Here is a 16,382-nt window from a genome sequence, read left to right as displayed (position 1 = left end):
TGTAGAGTACGTGTTTCGGCGTGCTCCACCAGTACAAAAAGCGCGTCATCATTCAATAACAAACAAATGGAGCCTGGCCAATGAGCAATAAAGGGCAAACTCTGCAAGATCCGTTCCTCAACACGCTGCGCAAGGATCATGTGCCCGTGTCGATCTACCTGGTGAACGGCATCAAGCTTCAAGGGCAAATCGAATCCTTCGACCAATACGTGGTGCTGCTGCGCAATACGGTCACCCAGATGGTCTACAAGCACGCCATCTCGACTGTCGTTCCCGCGCGTGCCGTCAATTTTCAAGTGGAAGTCCCTGCTGAGTAATCTCGCTCCAGCTTTACCTTTTATTGCCCGCCAGACGGTTCCCGTCGGCGGGCATTTTCGCTTTGGCTCGAATATGGTGCATGTATGCGTGCTCTGATCATCAGTGTGGATCTCGGTGATCCGGACTTCACGGCACATGCCGAGGAATTCGCCATGCTGGCCAAGGGCGCGGGCGCCGAAATCGTCGGCACCCTGACGGCCCGCCGCGATCGGCCCGACGCCAAATTCTTCATCGGCTCCGGAAAGGCCGACGAAGGCGTCGCGATGGCGCAAGCGTTGCTTGCCGATATCATCCTTTTCGACCAGCCCCTGTCGCCGGCCCAGCAGCGCAACCTCGAACGCGCCTTCAACCTGCGCGTCGTCGATCGCGTTGCGCTCATCCTGGACATCTTTGCGCTGCGCGCAAAGAGCCACGAAGGCAAGCTGCAGGTCGAGCTGGCTCAGCTCCAGCATCTGGCCACACGCCTCACGCGCATGTGGAGCCACTTGGAGCGCCAGCGTGGCGGTATCGGGATGCGCGGCCCGGGCGAATCCCAGCTCGAAATGGACCGCCGGATGATCGGCGTGAAGGTCAAGACGCTGCGCGAGCGGCTCGACAAGGTCGAACGCCAGCGCATTACTCAGCGTCGTGCCCGCGCCCGGGGCGGCGCGCTGTCGGTTTCCCTGGTGGGCTATACCAACGCCGGCAAGTCGACGCTGTTCAATGCCTTGACGCGGGCCGATGCCTACGCCGCCGACCAGCTCTTCGCCACGCTGGATACGACGACGCGCCGCATCTGGATCGAAGGCGCCGGATCGGTGGTGGTGTCAGACACTGTGGGCTTCATCCGCGACCTGCCTCACAACCTGATCGCCGCCTTCCGGGCCACGCTCGAAGAAACCGTGCATGCCGATCTGCTCCTGCATGTGGTGGACTCGGCCAGCCCGCAGCGGGATGAGCAGATTTTCGAAGTGAACAAGGTCCTCGCCGAAATAGGCGCTGCCGCGATTCCCACCATTCTGGTATACAACAAGATCGACCGGGCGGGCCTGGAACCGCGGGTGGAGCGCGACGCACATGGTACGATTGCGCGAGTATTTGTAAGCGCCACCGAGCGCGCCGGTTTGGATGCGTTGCGCGGGGCAATTGCGGAGACCGGACAGATTGTGGGAAACAATGCCGCGAATTATCAAACTCTTCAATCTGAATGACCCCGGCTGGGGTCGTGGAAACAACAACGGCTCCGAGCCGCCGCCTAAGCGGCCCCAAGGCAATGGAGACGGCCCTCCTGACCTGGACGAGGTCTGGCGCGATTTCAATAATCGCATCGGGAACCTGTTCGGGCGCAAGGGCGGTGGCGGCAACAACCGTCCCGGCAACCGTGGCGGCATGACGCCGCCATCCCCGCGTGGCACACGCATCGGCCTGGGCGTCATCGCCCTGGTCGCGGCGGGCATCTGGCTGGCCAGCGGCTTCTACATCGTGCAAGAAGGCCAGGTCGCGGTCGTGACCCAGTTTGGCAAGTACAAGAGCACGTCGCAGGCCGGTTTCCAGTGGCGCATGCCTTATCCCATCCAAAGCCATGAAATCGTCAACGTGTCGCAACTGCGCACGTTCGAAGTCGGTTTCCGTGGCGGCGCGCGCAACAAGGTCCTGCCTGAAGCGCTGATGCTCACGACGGACGAGAACATCGTCGATATGCAGTTCGTCGTCCAGTACCGCCTGAAGGCGGACGGCGCGCCCGACTATCTCTTCAAGACGCGCGACCCGGACGAGTCCGTGCGCCAGGCATCTGAAACCGCCATGCGCGAAGTCGTGGGCAAGCAGTCGATGGACTTCGTGCTGTACGAAGGCCGTACGACCGTGGCTTCCCAAGTCCAGGCGCTGATGCAGCAGATCCTCGATCGCTACCTGACGGGCGTGCAGATCAGCACCGTCGCCATCCAGAACGTGCAGCCTCCCGAGCAGGTGCAGGCCGCGTTCGACGACGCCGTCAAGGCCGGTCAGGATCGTGAGCGCCAGATCAACGAAGGCCAGGCTTACGCCAATCAGGTCGTGCCGCTGGCCAGCGGTCAGGCATCGCGCATGACGGAGCAGGCAGAAGGCTACAAGGCCAAGGTCGTGGGCGATGCGCAAGGTAATACCTCGCGCTTTACCAGCATCCTGGGCGAATACGAGAAGTCGCCGCAGGTCATGCGCCAGCGCATGTACCTGGACAGCATGCAGGAAATCTTCACTCGCGCCAGCAAGGTCATGGTCGACACCAAGAGCAACAACAACATGTTGTATTTGCCCCTGGACAAGATCATGCATCTGGCGGCTCAGGACGCAGGCAAGTCGAACATCGGCAGCTCCGGCTCGCCGGTGACCAACCCGCCTGTCCAGCAGCCCTCGCGCGGTACGGCCGCGCCGGTGCCGCAGCCTTCCGGCAGCAGCAATAGCAACACGCTGCCCCGCGACCGTATGTCGCGCTAATCCGGAGGAGTCCTGAACATGAATCGTCTTATGCCCATCCTGGTCGGCCTGCTCATCGTGCTGGCCCTCCTTTCCTCCAGCGTTTTCGTGGTGCGCGAGCGCGACTATGCCTTGGTGTTCTCGCTGGGTGAAGTCCGTCGCGTCATCAGCGATCCGGGCCTGTATTTCAAGGTTCCGCCGCCTTTCCAGAACGTCGTCACGCTCGACAAGCGCATTCTGACCATCGAAACCAACGAAGCCGAGCGCATCCAGACTTCCGAAAAGAAGAACCTGCTGATCGACTCCTACGTCAAGTGGCGCATTGCGGATCCCCGCCTGTTCTACGTGACGTTCGGCGGCAACGAGCGCGCGGCGCAAGAACGCCTGCAAGCTCAGATCCGCGACGCCCTGAACGCATCGGTCAACGTGCGTACGGTGCGCGACGTGGTCTCCACCGAACGCGACAAGATCATGACGGAAATCCTGACCAACGTCGCCAAGCGGGCTGAGCCTTTGGGCGTGCAGATCGTTGACGTGCGTCTGCGCCGTATCGAGTTCGCGCCGGAAATTTCCGAGTCGGTGTACCGCCGCATGGAAGCCGAGCGTACCCGCGTCGCGAACGAGTTGCGCTCCATCGGCGCCGCCGAAGGCGAGAAGATCCGCGCCGAAGCCGACCGCCAACGCGAGGTCATCGTGGCTCAGGCTTATGCCAAGGCTCAGGGCGTCATGGGTGAGGGCGATGCTGCCGCGGCGGCCATCTACGCCCAGGCCTATGGCAAGAACCCGGACTTCTACACGTACTACAAGAGCCTGGAAGCCTATCGTGCCTCGTTCTCGAAGCCGGGCGACGTGCTGGTCGTGGACCCCAGCTCCAGCTTCTTCCAGTTCATGAAGGATCCGGCGGGCGCGGCCCTGGCGCCGGTCACCGTGCCGGCCAAGTGATCCACCGCAGCTAGCACGAACGAAAAGCCTCTCGGGTTCCCGAGGGGCTTTTCTGCTACTGGCGGGACGATTCCTGCCGGGTATCGGGGACGCGGCCGAGCCGCCCGGCACGCCTGTGCCGCGGGTGGCGCTCGCCGCTGAACCATGTACAATACCGCGTAAGCTAGAAAACATTCCGCAGCGGCTGAGCGGGCTTACGCCCCTCAGCCGCTTTTCGTTTGGGCGACGCCCACGCATCACTTGGCGTTATTCAGGTAAACACATTCATGGGTAACTGGCTGCTGCCCGAAAGCCTTGCCGACGTACTTCCGGCAGAGGCCCGGCGCATCGAGGAACTGCGCCGCGAACTTCTCGATCTCTACCGTACATACGGGTTCGAGCTGGTCGCGCCGCCCCTGGTCGAGTACATCGATTCATTGCTGTCGGGTACCGGCAGCGATCTGGATCTGCGCACCTGCAAGCTGATCGATCAGCTTTCGGGCCGCACGCTGGGCGTGCGCGCGGACATGACTCCCCAGGTCACGCGTATCGACGCGCACTTGCTGAACCGCGCGGGCGTTACTCGCCTGTGTTACTGCGGCAATGTGCTGCATGCGCGTCCTTCGGACTTGCTGTCCAGCCGCGAACTGCTGCAGATCGGCGCTGAAATCTACGGCCATGCCGGATTCGAAGCCGACCTCGAAATCATTCAGCTCGTGCTGGAAACGGTGGCAATCGCTGGCGTTCGCAATCCGCGTCTGGATCTCTGTCATCCCGGCGTGCTGCGCGCCATCCTGAAATCGGACCCGGCGGCGGCTGAGCTGGCGCAGGACGCCATCCGGCTGATGCGCGACAAAGATGTACCCGGGCTGGGCGAACTGGCGGCGCGCGCGCCCGGCACTCGTCCGGAAACGCTGAAGGCGCTGCAGTTGCTGCCCACGTTGTACGGCGGCCCGGATGTGCTGAAGATCGCCCGACGCGACCTGCCGGCGTTGCCGGGCATCGCCCAGGCGCTCGACGCCCTGCAGGCGGTGGTCGACGCCATGCCCAACGTGTCGTTCAGTGTGGACCTGGCCGATGTCGGTGGTTACGCTTACCACTCGGGTGTCAAGTTCGCGCTGTACGCCGAGGGCTGGCACGATGCATTGGTCAGCGGTGGCCGCTACGACGACGTCAGCCACGCATTCGGGCGGTCGCGTCCGGCGACGGGCTTCAGTCTTGATTTACGCAAGCTGGCGGCGGGATTGCCGCCGGCGGAAAGGGCGCGAGCGGTTCGCGCGCCCTGGGGGCAGGCCCCCGCTCTGACCGAGGCGGTTCGCCGCTTGCGCCGGTCAGGGGAAATCGTCGTTCAGGTATTGCCCGGTCACGAGCAGGATCAGGACGAATTCGTTTGCGATCGCGAGCTGGCGCTGCAGGATGGCGTCTGGACGGTCAAAACGCTGTGACTAACTCCCTCTCGGAAACGAGAGGGCCGCGGGGAGATTTCCGGATTTCCCGAGAAACTCGAAATTGATTCGTATCATGAGCAAGAACGTAGTCGTAATCGGCACTCAATGGGGTGACGAGGGCAAGGGCAAGATCGTCGATTGGCTGGCGGAATCCGTCCAGGGTGTGGTCCGCTTCCAAGGCGGTCACAATGCCGGCCATACGCTGTGGATCAATGGCAAGAAGACGATTCTTCGCCTGATCCCGTCGGGCATCATGCACCCCGGTGTCACCTGCTTCATCGGCAATGGCGTCGTGCTGTCCCCGGAGGCCCTGCTCAAGGAAATCGAAGAGCTGGAAGCCGCCGGCCTGGACGTGCGCTCGCGCCTGCAGATCTCCGAGATCTGCCCGCTGATCCTCCCTTATCACGTTGCCATCGACAAGGCGCGCGAAGCGCGCAAGGGCGAAGGCAAGATCGGCACGACCGGCCGCGGCATCGGCCCGGCCTACGAAGACAAGGTCGCCCGCCGCGCTCTGCGCGTGCAAGACCTCTTCAATCCTGCGCTGTTCGACGAAAAGCTCGCCGAAGTGCTGGATTACCATAACTTCGTGCTGACCAAGTACCTGGGCGCTGAAGCCGTCTCGGCCAACGAAGTGCGCGATCAAGCCATGGCGCTCGCGCCGGCCATCGCCCCGATGGTCAAGGATGTCTCCAGCAACCTGTACGCCATGCAGCAGGAAGGCAAGCGCCTCCTGTTCGAAGGTGCGCAAGGCGCGCTGCTGGACGTTGATCACGGCACGTACCCGTTCGTCACCAGCAGCAACTGCGTGGCGGGCGCGGCCTCGGCTGGCGCCGGCGTCGGTCCCCAGCAGCTGGATTACGTCCTGGGCATCACCAAGGCGTACACCACGCGCGTTGGCTCGGGCCCGTTCCCGACGGAACTGGTCGACGAGATCGGCACGCGCCTGGCGACCATCGGCAAGGAATTCGGTTCGGTCACGGGCCGTCCGCGCCGCTGCGGCTGGTTCGACGGCGCCGCGCTGAAGCGCTCGGTCCGCCTGAACGGCATTTCCGGCCTGTGCATCACCAAGCTGGACGTGCTGGACGGCCTGGAAACCATCCAGTTGGGCGTCGGTTACCGCGTCAACGGTGAATTCCGCGACGTGCTGCCCTATGGCGCGCACGCCGTGGCCCAGGCGCAACCCGTCCTGGAAGAGCTGCCCGGCTGGAGCGAGTCCACCGTCGGCATCACCGAATACGCCAAGCTGCCCGCCGCAGCGCGCCGCTATCTTGAGCGCGTGGCGGAAGTCTGCGGTGTGCCGATCGACCTGGTGTCTACCGGTCCGGACCGCAACGAGACCATTGTTTTGCGTCATCCCCTGAAGGGCTGACATCGGGTTATTATTCCCAAGGCCGCCGCCGGTCATACCGGCGGCGGCCTTTTCGTATTTTTGTGCAGGAGATGCTTGCCTATGAGCACGCCGACCAGTGACGATAGCCACCTGTGGGTAACGTGGGACGATTACAACCGCTTGATCGAGCGCCTTACCTTGCAGGTGCACCAGTCGGGCTGGAAATTTGACAAGATTCTGTGCCTGGCACGTGGCGGCATGCGTGTGGGCGACGTCATGTCGCGTATTTTTGACGTGCCGCTGGGCATTCTTGCCACCAGCAGCTATCGCGAGGCGGCCGGCACCAAGCAGGGCGACATGGACATCGCCCAGTTCATCACCATCACCCGCGGCACGCTGTCCGGCCGGGTGTTGCTGGTGGACGACATGGTTGATACCGGCAAGACGTTCAACAAGGTCTTCGATCACCTGAAGAGCCAGTTCGCCGACATCACCGAATTGCGCAGTGCCGTGCTGTGGTGGAAGGGGCATTCGCAGGCGACGCCCGACTACTACGTCGAGAAGCTGCCCACGAATCCTTGGATTCACCAGCCGTTCGAAGACTACGACAGCTTGCGTCCCCATCAGTTGGAAGCCTGGATCCGCAAGGGTTCCCAGAGCTGAGCGCAGTCGGGGCAGGGGCGGGGTGCTGGGCGCAGTCAGGCTCTGGCAGTAGTCAAACCGTCCTTGACCATGCTAGAATCGCTGGTTATCGCTAAACCGAACTTGGCTTGTTACTCTCTGGGTAGTCTTTGGGTAACGGAAACAGCCAGCTCAAACCCGGGTGAACGCATGCCCGGGTTGCGCTTTCAAGGTTCACAGTTCGCGGTACTTGCCTATTGGTGGTTTGCAGGTCTTATCGCCAAAGGCCGTCTTCGCGTACCTGGGCCGCGCAGCGTTGCTGGAAAAGCAAGCCAGGTTTGTCATCAACTTTGTTACCCTACAAGCAGGCCAATTACTTTATGCCTATCGTTCGACTGAAGGAAAACGAACCGTTTGAAGCCGCTCTGCGCCGCTTCAAGCGCACCATCGAAAAGACCGGTTTGCTCACCGAACTGCGCTCGCGCGAGTTCTACGAGAAGCCCACCGCCGAGCGCAAGCGCAAGCATGCTGCCGCCGTGAAGCGCCACTACAAGCGCATCCGTAGCCAACAACTGCCCCCGCGCCTGTATTGATTTCTGATTCCCGAATCTATTGATTCCAGAATCATTCATCCAGGATTTGCTCGCCCGAGTCGACGTCGTCGACGTTGTCGGGCGATATGTGCAGTTGCGAAAGGGTGGGGCCAACTTGCTTGGCCTGTGCCCCTTTCATAACGAAAAAAGCCCGTCGTTTACTGTCAGCCCCACCAAGCAGTTCTATCACTGCTTCGGATGTGGTGCACACGGCAGCGCCATCACCTTCCTGATGGAACACACGGGCGCCAGTTTCCCCGACGCCGTGCGCACGCTCGCGGCGTCGGCGGGAATGACGGTCCCCGAAGAAAACCGCAGTCCCCGCCAGCAGCAGGAATCCGCGCGCCGCAAGGCCGAGGAGTCCCGGCACACGCAGGTGCTTGACGCGGCCCAAGCCCACTACCTGAAACAGTTGCGCGCTTCGCCCGCCGCCGTCCGCTATTTGAAGCAGCGCGGCCTGACGGGCGAAATTGCCGCACATTTTGGTTTGGGCTGGTCCGGCACGGACCGCCATGGCCTGTCCCAGGTATTTCCCAACTACGAAGACCCCACGCTGGTGGAGTCTGGACTCGTCATCGAATCCGAAGACGGACGCCGCTACGATCGTTTCCGCGAACGGGTGATGTTCCCGATCCGCAACGCGCGCGGCAGCCTCATCGGGTTTGGCGGCCGGATCATCGGCAAAGGCGAACCCAAGTACCTGAATTCGCCCGAGACGCCCCTGTTTTCAAAAGGGCAGGAGCTCTACGGTCTGTGGGAGGCGCGCCTGGCCATCCGCCAGGAAGGCCAGGTCATCGTCGTCGAAGGCTACATGGACGTCGTCGGGCTGGCGCAGCAGGGCATCGCCAATGCCGTCGCCACGCTGGGCACCGCCACCACCCCGGATCACGTCAAGAAGCTGCTGCGGTCCAGCGACAAGGTCATCTTCAGTTTCGATGGCGACAAGGCGGGGCGGCGTGCTGCCTGGCGCGCGCTGCAGGCCTGTCTGCCGGTGCTCAGGGACGATATCGCGATTCGCTTCCTGTTCCTTCCAGCCGAGCATGATCCCGATTCGTACGTGCGCGAGTTGGGCGCCGAAGCGTTCCGCGCGTGCCTGGGCGACGCCGTGGCGCTGTCCCGGTTTCTCCTGGACGAGCTGGCGTCGCATCACAACATGAACGAAGCCGAGGGCCGCGCCAGTTGCCTTCACGAGGCCAAGCCGCTGCTGGCGGCGATTCCCGAATGTGCGCTGCGCGTGCAGATCGAACGGGAAATGGCCAAGCTGGTTCAACTGACGCCCGAGGAAATGGCGCAGGTCCTGGCGCAGCAACCCGCCAAACCGTTCGCGCCGGGTCCGCGGCCGGCGTCTAGCGCGGGCGAAGCGGGAATCGCTTCAGGCGGAGAGCCGGGTCATGACGGCGGTCCGCCCGACATGGGCTACGACTACGGCAACCACGATTTCAGCGACATTCCCGCAGACGAGTCAGACGTCTCCGATTACGGCCAGTATGCCTCGCTCGGCGACGAGCCTGGTGGGGGCGCGGCCGGTTGGCAATCCAGCGGCGGCAAGCAGGAATGGAAAGGCAAAAGCGACTGGAAAGGAAAAGGCGACTGGAAGGGCAAGGGCGACTGGAAAGGTGGCAAGGGCAACTGGAAGGGCCGGCGCGACAATGACGTCGGCGGCTTCGAGGGGCGCCGCACCATGCCCTCCCTGGCCAAGCGTCTGTTGAGCCTGCTGCTCGCCCATCCCGAGCTGGTTGATTCCATGGGCGACCAGCAGCTTGAAGTCATCGACCATGGCCCCCATCTAGGATTGGTAAGGGACCTGATCATGCTTGCGCAATCCAGCGGTGCGCGCCACGTTGGCGCCTTGCTGGAGGCGGCAGAGCCGGACTCTGACCTTGCCACTGTCTTGAAAGGGCTGCGGGCAGACATGCTCGCGCAGGAAGACCTGCCCGATCCCCAGACGGAATGGGACGATGCCCTGCGGAGAATAGAGTTCGACTCGGCGAGAACAGAAATGGCCAAGCTTGCGGCTGCGGGACTTGCCTCGGAAGAGGCGCGCAAACGCTATCTTGAGCTGTCTAGCCGGATGACGGTCTTGAAAGGTGCTGGGTTGCGCTAAATACGCTAAAATCAAAGGTTTTCCGCGTATGCGAGGTGCCGTATACGGTACCTTCGCGGCTAGTGGAGCCCGAGCACAGGCAGCACTAGTGGCTTGGCAGGCGGCACTAATGGCTTGGCAGGCAGCACTAATGGCTTGCCGCCATTGCCAGTTGTACCCCGACTGTTGCATGATCGACAAAGATTCGAGTTGGGTATGGGGTTGATTGTTAGCCGTACCGAAACAGAGGCAATGCAGCAGTGATGCCGCAGTAGCAGGAAAGTGAAATGTAGTTTTGGCATCGGAATCTATTTCGGATGCCGGAATCTAATAAATATTGTGCCAAATTGACGAGAGCGGCTTGCTGCTCGGGCACCCGGTAATTGAGATTCAAAAAACCGGGACGCGTGCGTCAAGATTGTTACATAGTTAATTAATATAGCTGAGCGGTGGATCAAAAGCAGTTCAGCGGCGGTCATTCAGCGTGGCGTTAGTGGTTCGGGTGCTGTGTATACCTAGCTGCTTGGGGCAATGGCCCGATAAGCGAGCAAAGCCTATTTATAGGCAGGCAGCCCCCCCAACGTCCGGAAACCGCCGATGAATGAGTCATGCACGTCTTGCGCCAGAACGGTTACGCACCAAGTACGGCGTCAGAAGGGCTCGCAAGGGCCGGTGCTGCGAACAACGCAGCCGCGTGAACTCTGCCGATCCACCAGATTTACCCGTATTCCATGCCGCACCGGGTCCGTACCCGGCGCGGCGTTATGCGGTGCAACATGCCCAAACGGGTTGCGACGACCACGGAAGCGACTATGACCAAATCCACCGGCAAATCCTCCTCTGCACTTGATGCGGCCGAAACTCAGGCTGTGGCTGCCAAGCGCGCCGTCAGCATGGCCGCTGAAAAAGCGCCCGCCAAGACGGCGGTGAAGGTCGCCAAGCCCGCTGCCAAGACGGCCGCCAAAAAGGCAGCCAAGACGGCTGTCGCCGCGGACAAGCCTGAAAAGGTGACGAAGGCCCGCGCCAAGAAGGCCGAAGACAAGCTTGCCGACCTGGTCGGCAGCGCGCGCCCCGTGCCCAGCGGTCGCCGTCCGGGCCGCCCCGCCAAGAACGCCAACAACGACTCCGACGGTTTCGACGATACGATGGACGGCGAAGGCGAAGTCCTGCCCGACCTGAAGCCGCCGAAGCGCGGCGGCAAGCGCGGCAAGGCCGATCCCAAGGATCTGATCGCCCGCGGTCCCGTCACGCCGGAAGAATACGAAGCGCGCCGCAATCGCCTGAAGCAGCTCATCAAGCTGGGCAAGGACCGCGGCTACCTGACGTACGGCGAAATCAACGACCATCTGCCTGACGACCTGGTCGACGCGGAAGCCATCGACGGCATCATCAGCACCTTCAGCGACATGGGTATCGCGGTCTATGACCAGGCCCCCGACGCCGAAACGCTGCTGATGAGCGAGAACGCGCCGGTTGCGTCCAACGACGACGACGTCGAAGACGAAGCCGAAGCCGCGCTCACCACCGTGGACTCCGATTTCGGCCGCACCACCGACCCGGTCCGCATGTACATGCGCGAAATGGGCTCGGTCGAGCTGCTGACCCGCGAAGGCGAAATCGAAATCGCCAAGCGCATCGAAGACGGCCTGAAGCACATGGTCATGGCCATCTCGGCCTGCCCGACCACCATCAACGAAATCCTGGCCCATATCACCCGTGTGCGTGAAGGGCAGGCGCAGATCGACGAAGTCGTCGACGGCCTGGTCGATCCGGAAGACGGCGAAGAGTACGCCGGCGCCGGTGTCACCGCGGACGAAGACGAAAGCGACGACGGCCCCGCTGGCGGCATGTCCAGCAAGCAGCTGGAAGACCTGCGCGTCAAGGCGCTGGCCAAGTTCGACGAAGTGAACAAGCAGTTCGACAAGATGCGCCTGTCGTACGAGAAGGACGGCTACAAGTCGGACATCTACGTGCGCGCCCAGGAATCCATCCAGAACGAACTGATGGGCATCCGCTTCACCGCCAAGATGGTGGAAAAGCTGGCCGACACACTGCGCAACCAGGTTGAAGAAGTCCGTCAGCTCGAGCGCGCTGTCCTGCACACGTGTGTGGACCGTGCCGGCATGCCGCGCCTGCACTTCATCAAGGTGTTCCCCGGCAACGAAACGAACCTGCAGTGGGTCGTCGACGAAGTGGCCGCTGGCCATCCGTACGCCGAAACGCTGGAGCGCCAAATCCCGGCCGTGCAGGAACTGCAGCAAAAGCTGATCGACCTGCAAACGCGCGTCGTGCTACCGCTGAAGGACCTGAAGGACGTCAACAAGCGCATGGCCACCGGCGAAGCCAAGGCCCGCAAGGCCAAGCGCGAAATGACCGAGGCCAACTTGCGTCTGGTGATCTCGATCGCCAAAAAGTACACGAACCGTGGCCTGCAGTTCCTGGACCTGATCCAGGAAGGCAACATCGGTCTGATGAAGGCCGTGGACAAGTTCGAATACCGTCGCGGCTACAAGTTCTCGACCTACGCAACGTGGTGGATCCGTCAGGCCATTACGCGTTCCATCGCCGACCAGGCGCGTACCATCCGTATCCCGGTTCACATGATCGAAACGATCAACAAGATGAACCGCATCAGCCGCCAGATCCTGCAGGAAACCGGCGCTGAGCCGGATCCCGCGACCCTGGCGCAGAAGATGGACATGCCCGAGGACAAGATCCGCAAGATCCTGAAGATCGCCAAGGAACCGATCTCCATGGAAACGCCCATCGGTGACGACGACGATTCGCACCTGGGCGATTTCATCGAAGACACGTCCACGCTGGCGCCTTCCGACGCGGCGCTGCACGGTTCCATGCGTGACGTGGTCAAGGAAGTGCTAGACTCTCTGACCCCGCGTGAAGCCAAGGTTCTGCGCATGCGTTTCGGCATCGAAATGAGCACGGACCAGACCCTGGAAGAAGTGGGCAAGCAGTTCGACGTCACGCGTGAGCGCATCCGCCAAATAGAGGCTAAAGCGCTGCGCAAGCTGCGTCACCCCAGCCGGGCCGACAAGCTGAAGAGCTTCCTGGAAGGGCAGTAAATTTCCTGGGCCTCTAGCTCATGCCTGGTTAGAGCAGCGGACTCATAATCCGTTGGTGCCGAGTTCGACTCTCGGGGGGCCTACCAAAGAAATCCTGTGAAATCAGGTACCTACAGCCGCCAGCAATGGCGGCTGTTTCGTTTCCAGCTCCGACATTGACGTAATCTTGACGTTCTCGGCGTGGTGGGCGAGATGAGTGGGAGCGAGGTGAGCGTACTTCTGCACCATCTCGATCCGCTCCCAGCCGCCCAGTTCTTTCAAGACCATCAGCGGTGTGCCGGCCTGCACATGCCATGACGCCCAGGTGTGCCGGAAGTCATGGAAGCGAAAGCCGGTAATTCCGACTTGCTTGCAAGCGGCGGCGAGAATCGAAGAATCGATCTGGCTGATCTGGGCGGGCTCTCGTCCAGGTCGTGGGCGCCGGCTGAAGATCAGGATTGGATGAGTCCCCTGGCGGCGCTGCAGCACAGCCATCGCGTCAGAGTTGAGCGGGACAGCTCGCGCCCGCTTATTCTTTGCTCGGCCGTGCGTGATCCACGCGTGACGCTTACCCATGTCGACCTGCGACCAGGACAGGGACAGTACTTCTGTTGCCCGCATTCCAGTGGCCACTGCGAATAGGCTGACCTCACGCATCCAATCAGTGGACATGGCTTGGATCAACTGAACGATCATGGCCGGTGGCTCCCAGCGCACCCTTACGTCGGGTTCGACGAACTTCCGAAGCTTCGGTGATCGGTTCAACCAGCCCCATTCAACGCATAGGGACAAAATGCGTTGAATGGTCGCAAGGTATCGGTTCTTCGCCGCCGCTGTTAGGGGTTTGGGTTTTCGGTGCGCATGAGTGGAATGCGTCGGCAGGCCCTGAAGAATGGAGCCGCTTGTTAAAGAGCTGACCGCGGCGCCGCCGCCAAGTACGCCACGCCAATATTTGACGTGACGTACTTTGGTCTCGTAGTCCCGTTGACCTTCGGAAAGCCGGAGCATTTGCAATGCAGCTTCGTCGAAAGTATGGGTCGGTTCTTCCCCAAACTTCGCCTTCCGCCATGCTTCGGCTTTCAGTCGATCGTGGTACTCCTGCGCGGCCTTTTTTTCTGTGGTTCCAGAAGAGCATCTAATTCTCGGGATGCCTGGCGAGCAGATGTCGATCTGCCATACCCCGGATGCTTTGTTTCTGCGGATTGACATGGTGAATCTCCGTCGACCTGCAGCGATAGCCGGGTCACATTGTTGCTTTTCTGCCCTAACTGGGCAAGTTGAGAGGGCCAGACGCGCCATGCGCGACCGCCCGGCAGTCTGAAGCCGATCTGCTTTCGCCTGGCGAAGACGGTTTGGTAAGACAAGCCCAGCCGCCTCGCCGCCTCGCTCAGGGAAATGGCGATCTCCTCGCTCATTCCCCGCTCGCCTTATCAAAGAGCCTTTCCAGGCCGGCTCGTGCTGTACGGGCAGCTATAGGATCCCGGCGGCCCGGAGGTCGACTCGTCCGCTGGGCGTGTGCGTTGCGGGCAGACGCGGCCGGGATGTCGCTACCTTCTAGCGGGCTTGCAGCAGCTACGACTCGCCGCGCATCGTCCATCGCAGCATTCCAGCCGCGCACATACACACGGATCTCGGCGTCGACGTGCTTCGGCAGCAGAAGGCTCCACACCACGTCGTCTTGCTTGGTGAGCTGGTTGCGCTTGGTGTGGGCCCCACAACCTGGCCACTGACGCTCGAGCTCTTGAATCAGAAGTGCGCGGCGCCTTTGGTTGATGAGATCGATGATCGTAATCACGTCGTCCTCTCCTTGTTGGTGGTGCGCCCCGCAGTGTTCAGTAGGGTGCGCGCCGCCGAGGCGCTGGCCTTCAGATGGGCGTCGGTCGACGCATCGAGGATGCTGGTGGTGATCTCCAAAGCGCTGGCCAGTGTGGCGCAGCGTTCTCGCATGGCTGCAGCCTCAGCCTTGAGCTCTGAGAGTTCGGCCGTGGCCTTGTCGTAGAGGCGCGTGTACAACGCGCGTCCTCGCACCGCCGCGGACAGTTGTTCAGTAGGGTTGCGAGGCTTAGACATGGCGTACCTCTATGATGACCGACAGGTGGTTGGCCAGTTCGCGGGCGCGCGCGCTTCCGATCTGAGCGAGGGCGTGTAGCGAGACGCCGTCGAACGTGTCGAGGGGCATGAGCTCGTCCAGCGCGTCGAGTAGGGCCTTGATCTCCCAGGCCATGTCAGCAAGTACCGAGGGGGCGGGGCATTTGGGTTCAGCGTTCATGCCGCTCCTCCAACAGCGAGAGCTGCTTCAGAGCCCAAGTTTTCGGTAGTGGCACGCAGCGGCCTAAGAGTCGCGTCCGCGCATGCAAGACGGTGCGTCACGATTGGCCGGCCGTCTCGATAGGCGACATCCGGTGCCCCTTGGAAATCGACTATCCAGTCGTGCCGTTTAACTTCGGTGAGATCATCGGGGTGTGCGAGCGCCGCAGCGACCGCACTCGTCGTGCTGCAAACTATCACGCCGATTCGCCCTATGCGCGCCGGATTCTTGCTTCGCACGAGCAATACCAGGTCGCCAACCTGGCAGCGTTGGGTGCGTGCAAATGTGGTGGCGGCGTTCATTCTTCACCCCGCGAAGTGCGGTCGCGCAGGAAGGCCGCATGCTCAAGAAGCTGGCCAGCTTCCGCCGCGAGCGCTCCAAGCGCTGCCACGAAATCACCCATCGCGTCGCCCGGAACCGGGTCCATACCGTCTGCCGGGATGTAGCCAAACGGAGCCGCCAGATCCTTGATGCGTGCAACCCGGTCTTCGGCCGCAGAAGTCAGTACTTCTGGCGGGGCAAGGGGATTTGCAACCAGCGCGTCAGCTGCGTCGAGGTCATCTGGACCGGCGCCAATGCAAAACCGCACGTCGCGCCCGTCGCTGCGAATGATCAGAGGGGCTTTCATGCAGTACCCCCTTCATCATCTTGGGCTTGCGCCCAGCGATCCTGTTCCTCGTGCGACATAGCGCACAGTTGCACATCCTCCCGGAGGTTCTGACGCCCAGGAGCGGGAATGCCGATGACCTGGAAGCTCACGAGCAGGGCGCCGATTGCGTCGAGGAAGTCTGAGCGAGCCGCGATAGGGAGGTTCTCGAAGGCCGCGCGCAGGCCGGAGGGGAAGAGGTATCCCTCCGCTGCGTCGGCGGCAACGCAGAAACGCTGATGCCATTGTTCCGCGGCTCGAAAGCCATTTGCACCGAACGGGAAGAAAATCGTTGACGAACCATTGACGGTCAACGAGTGGTTTGCTAACGTGCAGGGATGAGAAATCCCCTCCGCGCCTTGCGGGCGGATATCTTTCTTGGACATGTTGGCCTCCTAGCCGGTCCGAGGAGAGGGCCGCAGCGCTAACTGCGGTACTTCATTGATTGGCCCCTCCTGCGCTAACAGGTTTGGGGCCATTCTTTTGCTGGTACAAGGCGATACTGAGGTGTGCCTAATTTTTTGTCAATAGGTGCACCTAATTTATCGCTGCTCATTTTTGCCATTGCAGTTGCTTGGTAGCACTATGCCAAGCATGGCCACCATTAGAGCAATACCATTAG

Annotated in this window: 16 protein-coding genes and 1 tRNA gene; 11 read left to right on the top strand and 6 right to left on the bottom strand. The window is 61.7% G+C overall.

From position 1 onward, the window contains the following. The first annotated feature begins 80 nt into the window (after positions 1 to 80). From hfq to ASD71_RS26285, 11 genes are all read left to right on the top strand, one after another. Positions 81 to 317, top strand: a complete 237-nt coding sequence (gene hfq / locus ASD71_RS26335) for an RNA chaperone Hfq (protein ID WP_006218585.1) — start codon at positions 81 to 83, stop codon at positions 315 to 317. A gap of 84 nt (positions 318 to 401) precedes the next feature. After that, complete coding sequence (gene hflX / locus ASD71_RS26330) at positions 402 to 1,508, top strand: GTPase HflX (RefSeq protein ID WP_056571420.1); 1,107 nt, start codon at positions 402 to 404, stop codon at positions 1,506 to 1,508. Then, the gene (gene hflK / locus ASD71_RS26325; RefSeq protein ID WP_056571417.1) at positions 1,474 to 2,772 is read left to right on the top strand and encodes an FtsH protease activity modulator HflK; all 1,299 of its coding nucleotides are present in this window, start codon (positions 1,474 to 1,476) and stop codon (positions 2,770 to 2,772) included. Before hflX ends, hflK begins: the two co-directional genes overlap by 35 nt. Positions 2,773 to 2,790: 18 nt before the next feature. Further along, positions 2,791 to 3,693, top strand: coding sequence for a protease modulator HflC (gene hflC, locus ASD71_RS26320; RefSeq protein WP_056571414.1), 903 nt, complete (start codon positions 2,791 to 2,793; stop codon positions 3,691 to 3,693). Between the two features lie 266 nt (positions 3,694 to 3,959). After that, positions 3,960 to 5,117 (top strand): ATP phosphoribosyltransferase regulatory subunit, encoded by a 1,158-nt coding sequence (locus ASD71_RS26315; RefSeq protein ID WP_056571411.1) that lies wholly within the window; start codon positions 3,960 to 3,962, stop codon positions 5,115 to 5,117. Positions 5,118 to 5,193: 76 nt separating this feature from the next. Then, positions 5,194 to 6,489 (top strand): adenylosuccinate synthase, encoded by a 1,296-nt coding sequence (locus ASD71_RS26310; protein ID WP_056571408.1) that lies wholly within the window; start codon positions 5,194 to 5,196, stop codon positions 6,487 to 6,489. 81 nt (positions 6,490 to 6,570) lie between these two features. Then, a complete protein-coding gene (locus ASD71_RS26305; RefSeq protein ID WP_056571405.1) occupies positions 6,571 to 7,113 on the top strand; it encodes a phosphoribosyltransferase in 543 nt (180 codons plus the stop codon). Between the two features lie 338 nt (positions 7,114 to 7,451). Further along, positions 7,452 to 7,664 (top strand): 30S ribosomal protein S21, encoded by a 213-nt coding sequence (gene rpsU / locus ASD71_RS26300; protein ID WP_006218592.1) that lies wholly within the window; start codon positions 7,452 to 7,454, stop codon positions 7,662 to 7,664. Between the two features lie 19 nt (positions 7,665 to 7,683). Next, the gene (gene dnaG / locus ASD71_RS26295) at positions 7,684 to 9,768 is read left to right on the top strand and encodes a DNA primase (protein ID WP_056571402.1); all 2,085 of its coding nucleotides are present in this window, start codon (positions 7,684 to 7,686) and stop codon (positions 9,766 to 9,768) included. 791 nt (positions 9,769 to 10,559) lie between these two features. Further along, positions 10,560 to 12,827, top strand: coding sequence for an RNA polymerase sigma factor RpoD (gene rpoD / locus ASD71_RS26290; protein WP_056571399.1), 2,268 nt, complete (start codon positions 10,560 to 10,562; stop codon positions 12,825 to 12,827). Positions 12,828 to 12,834: 7 nt separating this feature from the next. Continuing rightward, a tRNA-Ile gene (locus ASD71_RS26285) sits at positions 12,835 to 12,913 on the top strand. Positions 12,914 to 12,929: 16 nt separating this feature from the next. Here the strand turns inward: ASD71_RS26285 and ASD71_RS26280 are convergent. The 6 genes from ASD71_RS26280 to ASD71_RS26255 form a co-directional block, all read right to left on the bottom strand. Then, entirely contained in the window at positions 12,930 to 14,015 is a 1,086-nt protein-coding gene (locus tag ASD71_RS26280; protein WP_056571396.1) for a site-specific integrase, read from the bottom strand. A 202-nt stretch (positions 14,016 to 14,217) separates the two neighbouring features. After that, a complete protein-coding gene (locus tag ASD71_RS26275; RefSeq protein ID WP_056571393.1) occupies positions 14,218 to 14,601 on the bottom strand; it encodes a hypothetical protein in 384 nt (127 codons plus the stop codon). Further along, a complete protein-coding gene (locus ASD71_RS26270) occupies positions 14,598 to 14,876 on the bottom strand; it encodes a hypothetical protein (RefSeq protein WP_056571390.1) in 279 nt (92 codons plus the stop codon). Before ASD71_RS26270 ends, ASD71_RS26275 begins: the two co-directional genes overlap by 4 nt. After that, positions 14,869 to 15,075 carry a hypothetical protein gene (locus ASD71_RS26265; RefSeq protein WP_056571387.1) on the bottom strand — a complete coding sequence of 69 codons (207 nt, stop codon included), beginning with the start codon at positions 15,073 to 15,075 and terminating at the stop codon, positions 14,869 to 14,871. The genes ASD71_RS26270 and ASD71_RS26265 overlap by 8 nt, the downstream gene beginning before the upstream one ends. Positions 15,076 to 15,412: 337 nt before the next feature. Further along, the gene (locus ASD71_RS26260) at positions 15,413 to 15,742 is read right to left on the bottom strand and encodes a hypothetical protein (protein ID WP_056571384.1); all 330 of its coding nucleotides are present in this window, start codon (positions 15,740 to 15,742) and stop codon (positions 15,413 to 15,415) included. After that, on the bottom strand, positions 15,739 to 16,146 hold the full coding sequence (locus tag ASD71_RS26255) for a hypothetical protein (protein WP_056571381.1): 408 nt from the start codon (positions 16,144 to 16,146) through the stop codon (positions 15,739 to 15,741). The genes ASD71_RS26260 and ASD71_RS26255 overlap by 4 nt, the downstream gene beginning before the upstream one ends. Positions 16,147 to 16,382 lie beyond the last annotated feature (236 nt).

The sequence above is a fragment of the Achromobacter sp. Root565 genome, from assembly GCF_001427425.1.
In the GTDB taxonomy this organism is placed as follows: Bacteria; Pseudomonadota; Gammaproteobacteria; order Burkholderiales; family Burkholderiaceae_B; genus Achromobacter; species Achromobacter spanius_D.
This window is presented reverse-complemented; position numbering and strand designations above follow the sequence as displayed.

Bases quoted from the DNA above. Each gene is read 5' to 3' on its own strand.
- hfq (WP_006218585.1), top strand. From the start codon at position 81: ATGAGCAATAAAGGGCAAACTCTGCAAGATCCGTTCCTCAACACGCTG.
- hflX (WP_056571420.1), top strand. From the start codon at position 402: ATGCGTGCTCTGATCATCAGTGTGGATCTCGGTGATCCGGACTTCACG.
- hflK (WP_056571417.1), top strand. From the start codon at position 1,474: ATGCCGCGAATTATCAAACTCTTCAATCTGAATGACCCCGGCTGGGGT.
- hflC (WP_056571414.1), top strand. From the start codon at position 2,791: ATGAATCGTCTTATGCCCATCCTGGTCGGCCTGCTCATCGTGCTGGCC.
- ASD71_RS26315 (WP_056571411.1), top strand. From the start codon at position 3,960: ATGGGTAACTGGCTGCTGCCCGAAAGCCTTGCCGACGTACTTCCGGCA.
- ASD71_RS26310 (WP_056571408.1), top strand. From the start codon at position 5,194: ATGAGCAAGAACGTAGTCGTAATCGGCACTCAATGGGGTGACGAGGGC.
- ASD71_RS26305 (WP_056571405.1), top strand. From the start codon at position 6,571: ATGAGCACGCCGACCAGTGACGATAGCCACCTGTGGGTAACGTGGGAC.
- rpsU (WP_006218592.1), top strand. From the start codon at position 7,452: ATGCCTATCGTTCGACTGAAGGAAAACGAACCGTTTGAAGCCGCTCTG.
- rpoD (WP_056571399.1), top strand. From the start codon at position 10,560: ATGACCAAATCCACCGGCAAATCCTCCTCTGCACTTGATGCGGCCGAA.
- ASD71_RS26280 (WP_056571396.1), bottom strand. From the start codon at position 14,015: ATGTCAATCCGCAGAAACAAAGCATCCGGGGTATGGCAGATCGACATC.
- ASD71_RS26270 (WP_056571390.1), bottom strand. From the start codon at position 14,876: ATGTCTAAGCCTCGCAACCCTACTGAACAACTGTCCGCGGCGGTGCGA.
- ASD71_RS26265 (WP_056571387.1), bottom strand. From the start codon at position 15,075: ATGAACGCTGAACCCAAATGCCCCGCCCCCTCGGTACTTGCTGACATG.
- ASD71_RS26260 (WP_056571384.1), bottom strand. From the start codon at position 15,742: ATGAAAGCCCCTCTGATCATTCGCAGCGACGGGCGCGACGTGCGGTTT.
- ASD71_RS26255 (WP_056571381.1), bottom strand. From the start codon at position 16,146: ATGTCCAAGAAAGATATCCGCCCGCAAGGCGCGGAGGGGATTTCTCAT.